This is a genomic window from Citrobacter sp. wls711 (assembly GCF_005281055.1).
GTDB lineage: Bacteria > Pseudomonadota > Gammaproteobacteria > Enterobacterales > Enterobacteriaceae > Citrobacter > Citrobacter gillenii.
Window position 1 is genome coordinate 76,036 of the sequence record NZ_SZXC01000058.1, and the last position, 6,571, is coordinate 82,606.

5 protein-coding genes are annotated in these 6,571 nt (G+C 53.7%); 4 read left to right on the forward strand and 1 reads right to left on the reverse strand.

Annotation, left to right across the window (positions count from 1 at the left end):
• Window positions 1-8: 8 nt before the first annotated feature.
• Complete coding sequence (gene fadB / locus FDW98_RS17730; RefSeq protein WP_096758899.1) at window positions 9-2,198, reverse strand: fatty acid oxidation complex subunit alpha FadB; 2,190 nt, start codon at window positions 2,196-2,198, stop codon at window positions 9-11.
• Between the two features lie 189 nt (window positions 2,199-2,387).
• Between fadB and pepQ the strand changes: the two genes are divergently transcribed.
• The 4 genes from pepQ to hemG are packed head-to-tail and all read left to right on the forward strand — an operon-like array spanning window position 2,388 to window position 6,380.
• On the forward strand, window positions 2,388-3,719 hold the full coding sequence (pepQ, locus tag FDW98_RS17735) for a Xaa-Pro dipeptidase (RefSeq protein ID WP_096758898.1): 1,332 nt from the start codon (window positions 2,388-2,390) through the stop codon (window positions 3,717-3,719).
• Window positions 3,719-4,333, forward strand: a complete 615-nt coding sequence (locus tag FDW98_RS17740; RefSeq protein ID WP_096758897.1) for an IMPACT family protein — start codon at window positions 3,719-3,721, stop codon at window positions 4,331-4,333. The genes pepQ and FDW98_RS17740 overlap by 1 nt, the downstream gene beginning before the upstream one ends.
• 38 nt (window positions 4,334-4,371) lie before the next feature.
• Window positions 4,372-5,823 (forward strand): Trk system potassium transporter TrkH, encoded by a 1,452-nt coding sequence (trkH, locus tag FDW98_RS17745; RefSeq protein ID WP_096758896.1) that lies wholly within the window; start codon window positions 4,372-4,374, stop codon window positions 5,821-5,823.
• 11 nt (window positions 5,824-5,834) lie between these two features.
• Window positions 5,835-6,380 carry a menaquinone-dependent protoporphyrinogen IX dehydrogenase gene (gene hemG / locus FDW98_RS17750; RefSeq protein WP_096758895.1) on the forward strand — a complete coding sequence of 182 codons (546 nt, stop codon included), beginning with the start codon at window positions 5,835-5,837 and terminating at the stop codon, window positions 6,378-6,380.
• The last annotated feature ends 191 nt before the right edge of the window (window positions 6,381-6,571 follow it).

Below are 6,571 nucleotides of genomic sequence, written 5' to 3' on the forward strand. Positions count from 1 at the left end.
GTGACTCCTTAAGCCGTTTTCAGGTCGCCAACCGGGCGGGCAGGCTCAACCGAGGGATAGTACGGTTCGTTATGACGCGCTTTATTACGCAATCCTTCAGGCACCTCATACAGTGGGCCGAGGTGCTGGTATTGCTGCGCCATATCGAGGTATTTGGCGCTGCCGAGCGTATCCAGCCAGCGGAACGCACCGCCGTGGAACGGAGGGAAGCCGAGACCGTAAACCAGTGCCATATCGGCTTCCGCTGGGCTGGCAATGATGCCTTCTTCCAGGCAGCGCACCACTTCGTTGACCATCGGGATCATCATGCGGGCGATAATCTCGTCATCACTGAAATCGCGCTTCGGCTGGCTGACGTCTGCCAGCAGGCCATCGACCGCAGCATCCTCTTCTTTCTTCGGCTTGCCTTTGCTGTCTTCTTTATAACGCCAGAACCCGAGACCATTTTTCTGTCCAAAGCGGCTGGCATCGAACAGGGCATCGATCGCGTCGCGATAATCTTTCTGCATTCGCTGCGGGAAGCCTGCGGACATCACTGCCTGCGCGTGATGTGCGGTATCAATACCGACTACGTCCAGTAAATACGCCGGGCCCATTGGCCAACCGAACTGTTTCTCCATCACCTTATCGACTTTGCGGAAGTCCGCGCCGTCGCGCAGTAACTGGCTGAAACCGGCGAAGTAGGGGAACAGCACGCGGTTTACAAAGAAGCCAGGGCAGTCATTGACCACAATCGGCGTTTTGCCCATCTTACTGGCCCAGGCGACGACTTTAGCGATGGTTTCATCCGAGCTTTTCTCACCGCGGATGATCTCAACCAGCGGCATCCGGTGCACCGGGTTAAAGAAGTGCATGCCACAGAAGTTTTCCGGGCGCTTCAGAACACTGGCCAGTTCGCTAATCGGAATGGTGGACGTGTTTGACGCCAGCACGGTATCCGGGCGCACTTTATCTTCGGTCTCTGCAAGCACCGCTTTTTTCACTTTTGGATTTTCAACAACCGCTTCCACCACCACGTCCACGCGCTCAAAGCCGGTGTAGTCGAGGGTTGGTTGGATGGTGGAAATCACGCCCGCCATCTTCAGACCGTCGATCTTGCCGCGCTCAAGTTGCTTATTCAGCAGCTTGGCGGCTTCGGTCATGCCCAGCGTCAGCGATTTATCGTTGATATCTTTCATGATAACCGGCACGCCTTTCCAGGCAGACTGGTAGGCTATACCGCCACCCATAATGCCTGCGCCCAGAACTGCGGCTTGCTTCGGTGTCTCAATATCCTTCGTCAGTTTTTTCGCTTTCGCTTTGACGTACTGATCGTTGAGGAAAATACCGACCAGCGCACGCGCCTCGTTGGTGTGCGCCAGCGGGACAAAACTTTGGTTTTCCAGGTTCAGCGCTTCTTCACGACCAAAGCGGGCGGCAGCTTCAATCGTTTTCACGGCGGTGATCGGGGCTGGGTAATGTTTCCCTGCCGTCTGCGCAACCATGCCTTTGGCGATGGTAAAGCTCATGGCCGCTTCAATTTTGCTGAGTTTCAGCGGCTCCAGTTTTGGTTGGCGTTTGGCCCGCCAGTCGAGGTCGCCGTTGATTGCCTGACGCAGTACCGCCATTGCGCCCTCGAGCAGTTTTTCCTGCTTCACAATGCCATCAACCAGACCGATTTTCAGTGCCTGCTCGGCACCGACGTCTTTACCCGCAGCAATGATTTCCAGCGCGCTGTCTGCACCCAGCATGCGTGGCATACGCACGGAACCGCCAAAGCCCGGCATGATGCCCAGCTTGGTTTCCGGTAGACCGATGCGCAGGTCCGGGGTTGCCAGACGGTAGTCGGTCGCCAGGACGCACTCGCAGCCGCCACCCAGCGCATAGCCGTTGACCGCAGACAGGGTTGGGACAGGCAGATCTTCCAGGCGATTAAAGACGCTGTTGGCAAAGTGCAGCCACTGGCTTAGCTGTTCTTCAGGAACAAGGAACAGTGAAAGGAATTCGGTGATATCGGCACCGACAATAAAGGCTGCTTTGTTAGAACGCAGCAGCAGCCCTTTTAAATCATGTTGTTTCTCCAGCACATCCAGCGCATGGCCAAGGCTGGCTACGGTTGCCGTGTCGAGTTTATTGACCGAGCCAGGGGCATCGAACACCAGTTCGGCGATGCCATCTTCCAGCCAGTCGAGGTACAGGGTGTCGCCTTTGTAAAGCATGTCAGTCTCCTGAATCCGCAAGGTGATCTGGTCATACCAGATGAATCGAAGTGTGTGTTTTATGTTAATAAAATGCAAATGAATGATTAAAGAAATGACGGGCCGATCACGCTCGGCAGAAATCACGCAGTCACAGGACGATGTGCTAAGATGCGGAGACTTGAGGTCAAAAAAACAGAAGGGTAAATAATGGAATCACTGGCCGCACTCTATAAAAATCATATTGTTACCTTACAGGAACGAACCCGCGATGCGCTGGCGCGTTTTAAGCTGGATGCGTTACTTATTCACTCCGGTGAGCTGGTTAACGTTTTTCTAGACGACCATCCGTATCCGTTCAAGGTCAATCCGCAGTTTAAAGCCTGGGTACCCGTCACGCAGGTTCCCAACTGCTGGTTGCTGGTGGATGGCGTTAATAAGCCTAAGTTGTGGTTCTACCTGCCAGTGGATTACTGGCACAACGTTGAGCCGCTGCCGACCTCTTTCTGGACCGAAGAAGTTGAAATCATTGCGTTGCCAAAAGCCGACGGTATTGGTAGCCAGTTGCCTGCTGCCCGCGGCAATATCGGGTACATCGGCCCGGTACCGGAACGTGCGCTGCAGCTGGACATTGCTGCCAGCAACATCAACCCGAAAGGGGTGATCGACTATCTTCACTATTACCGTGCGTATAAAACCGATTACGAGCTGGCCTGCATGCGCGAAGCGCAGAAAATGGCGGTAAGTGGACACCGTGCAGCCGAAGAAGCGTTCCGTTCAGGGATGAGCGAGTTCGACATCAACCTGGCGTACCTGACGGCCACGGGGCATCGCGATACCGACGTGCCTTACAGCAACATCGTTGCGCTTAACGAACATGCCTCTGTACTGCATTACACCAAGCTGGATCATCAACCGCCATCAGAATTCCGCAGCTTCCTGCTGGACGCCGGGGCGGAATATAACGGCTATGCGGCAGACCTGACGCGGACCTGGTCGGCGAAAAGCGACAACGACTATGCACAGTTGGTGAAAGACGTTAATGAAGAAGAACTGGCGCTGATTGCAACCATGAAAGCGGGTGTCAACTATGTGGATTATCACATTCAGTTCCATCAGCGCATCGCGAAGCTGCTGCGTAAACATCAAATCATCACCGACATGAGTGAAGAGGCGATGGTGGAAAACGATCTTACCGGGCCGTTTATGCCGCACGGTATTGGTCACCCGCTGGGATTACAGGTGCATGATGTCGCTGGTTTTATGCAGGATGACAGCGGTACGCATCTTGCCGCACCGTCGAAGTATCCGTACCTGCGCTGCACTCGCGTGCTGCAACCGGGCATGGTCCTGACCATTGAGCCGGGCATTTACTTTATCGAATCCCTGTTAGCGCCGTGGCGTGAAGGGCAATTCAGCAAACACTTCAACTGGCAGAAGATTGACGCGCTGAAGCCGTTCGGTGGTATTCGTATTGAAGACAACGTGGTCGTCCATGAGAATCATATCGAAAACATGACCCGGGATTTGAAACTGGCGTAATGGACAGTTGGTTAATCCCTGCGGCGCCGGTTAGCGTCGTTGAAGAGATCAAAAAAAGCCGCTTCATTACGTTGCTCGCCCACACGGACGGCGTAGAGGCGGCAAAAGCGTTTGTCGAGTCAGTCAGAGCAGAGCATCCGGACGCCCGCCACCATTGCGTGGCGTGGGTAGCGGGTGCACCGGATGACTCGCAACAGCTGGGCTTTTCGGACGACGGCGAACCGGCGGGGACGGCAGGTAAACCGATGCTTGCGCAGCTAATGGGCAGTGGCGTCGGCGAGATTACCGCGGTGGTGGTGCGCTACTACGGCGGTATTCTTCTCGGTACAGGTGGACTGGTCAAAGCCTACGGTGGTGGGGTGAGTCAGGCATTGCGGCAATTAACAACGCAGCGCAAGACGCCGCTTACCGAATATACTTTGCAGTGTGAGTACGGCCAACTGGCAGGTATTGAAGCACTGTTGGGGCAGTTCGACGGTAAAATCATAGCCAGTGATTACCAGGCATTCGTTCAGCTACGGGTAGCGCTTCCTTACACGAAAGTGAATGAATTTTCAGCAAGGCTGGCGGATTTTAGTCGAGGTTCATTGCAATTGTTAGCGATTAAAGAATAATCCCCACCTCATTTTAAAGAACTAAGGAAGCGGCAGAGATGCATTTTCGCGCCATTACCCGAATCGTTGGACTACTGGTCATCTTATTCTCGGGGACAATGATCATCCCCGGACTGGTAGCGCTCATCTACCGTGATGGGGCGGGTCGTGCATTTACGCAAACTTTCTTTGTCGCGCTGGCGATTGGCTCCATGCTGTGGTGGCCGAACCGTAAAGAAAAGGGCGAACTGAAATCCCGCGAAGGGTTTCTTATCGTGGTCTTGTTCTGGACCGTGCTGGGCAGCGTGGGTGCGCTACCGTTTATCTTTGCTGAAAGTCCAAACCTCACGATCACCGATGCGTTTTTCGAATCCTTCTCCGGCTTAACCACGACGGGCGCAACCACGCTGATGGGGTTGGATTCATTACCACATGCGATTCTCTTTTATCGTCAAATGCTGCAATGGTTTGGCGGGATGGGGATCATCGTGCTGGCGGTGGCTATTCTGCCCATTCTTGGCGTCGGCGGTATGCAGCTTTACCGGGCAGAAATGCCAGGGCCGCTGAAAGACAATAAAATGCGTCCGCGTATTGCCGAAACGGCGAAAACCCTGTGGCTTATCTATGTATTGCTGACAGTGGCCTGTGCGCTGGCGCTGTGGTTTGCCGGCATGCCTGCGTTTGACGCTATCGGTCACAGCTTTGCGACCATTGCTATCGGCGGCTTTTCAACGCATGACGCCAGCGTGGGTTATTTCGATAGTCCGACTATCAACACAATTATTGCAATCTTCCTGCTGATCTCCGGGTGTAACTATGGCCTGCACTTCTCTTTATTAAGCGGGCGTAGTCTGAAGGTCTATTGGCGCGACCCGGAATTTCGGATGTTCATTGGGGTACAGCTGACGCTGGTGGCTATCTGTACGCTGGTATTGTGGATCCACAATACCTACGGTTCGGCGCTAACGACAATCAATCAGGCCTTTTTCCAGGTGGTGTCGATGGCGACTACCGCGGGGTTCACCACGGACAGTATTGCTCGCTGGCCGTTGTTCCTGCCCGTGCTGTTGCTGTGTTCTGCCTTTATTGGTGGCTGTGCCGGGTCAACGGGCGGTGGCTTGAAGGTGATTCGTATTCTGCTGCTGTTCAAGCAGGGTAATCGTGAGCTGAAGCGCCTGGTCCACCCGAACGCGGTTTACAGTATTAAGCTAGGTAACCGCGCACTGCCAGAACGTATCCTCGAAGCAGTATGGGGATTCTTCTCGGCCTATGCGCTGGTCTTTATTATCAGTATGCTGGCGATTATCGCGACCGGCGTGGATGACTTCTCTGCATTTGCTTCTGTTGTCGCGACGCTGAATAACCTGGGGCCAGGGCTGGGTGTGGTTGCCGACAACTTTGCCAGTATGAACCCGGTGGCGAAATGGATCCTGATTGCCAATATGCTGTTTGGTCGTCTGGAGGTCTTTACTCTGCTGGTACTCTTTACCCCTACCTTCTGGCGTGAATAATGGAGTAACACGTGAAAACACTGATTCTTTTTTCTTCCCGGGATGGACAAACGCGCGAAATCGCCGAGTATCTGGCTTCTGAGCTCAAAGAGTTGGGCATCTGGGCGGATGTTATGAATCTGCACCGCACCGAAGAGCCTGACTGGCAGCACTATGACAGCGTGGTGATCGGTGCCTCGATTCGCTACGGTCACTACCATTCTGCTTTTCAGACGTTTGTGAAGAAGCACGCTACGCGGCTGAACGCGATGCCGAGTGCGTTCTACTCCGTTAATCTGGTTGCCCGTAAGCCGGAAAAACGTACCCCGCAAACCAACAGCTATGCGCGCAAGTTTCTGATGAGCTCGCCGTGGCGACCCGATCGTAGCGCGGTGATCGCTGGCGCACTGCTTTATCCTCGCTATCGTTGGTATGACCGCGTCATGATCCAACTGATTATGAAGATGTCCGGTGGCGAAACGGATACGAATAAAGAAGTGGTCTATACCGATTGGGAACAGGTTGCGAGTTTTGCGCGAGAAATAGCCCAATTAACCAACAAAGCGTCGTTAAAATAAACGTAAAGAATAAAAAATACGCACTCGGAAAATTATTTTAAATTTCCCCTTGTCAGCCTGAAATAACTCCCTATAATGCGCCTCCACTGACACGGAACAACGGATTACAAGCCGCCGGGTCAGCGGGGTTCCACTGAGAACCTTGCGGAGAAAAGCGGAAAGAAATGCTTGACTCTGAATGAGGAAAACGT

What these genes read in the sequence shown, in the direction of transcription:
- fadB (WP_096758899.1), bottom strand. Translation starts at nt 2,198, where the DNA reads ATGCTTTACAAAGGCGACACCCTGTACCTCGACTGGCTGGAAGATGGC.
- pepQ (WP_096758898.1), top strand. Translation starts at nt 2,388, where the DNA reads ATGGAATCACTGGCCGCACTCTATAAAAATCATATTGTTACCTTACAG.
- FDW98_RS17740 (WP_096758897.1), top strand. Translation starts at nt 3,719, where the DNA reads ATGGACAGTTGGTTAATCCCTGCGGCGCCGGTTAGCGTCGTTGAAGAG.
- trkH (WP_096758896.1), top strand. Translation starts at nt 4,372, where the DNA reads ATGCATTTTCGCGCCATTACCCGAATCGTTGGACTACTGGTCATCTTA.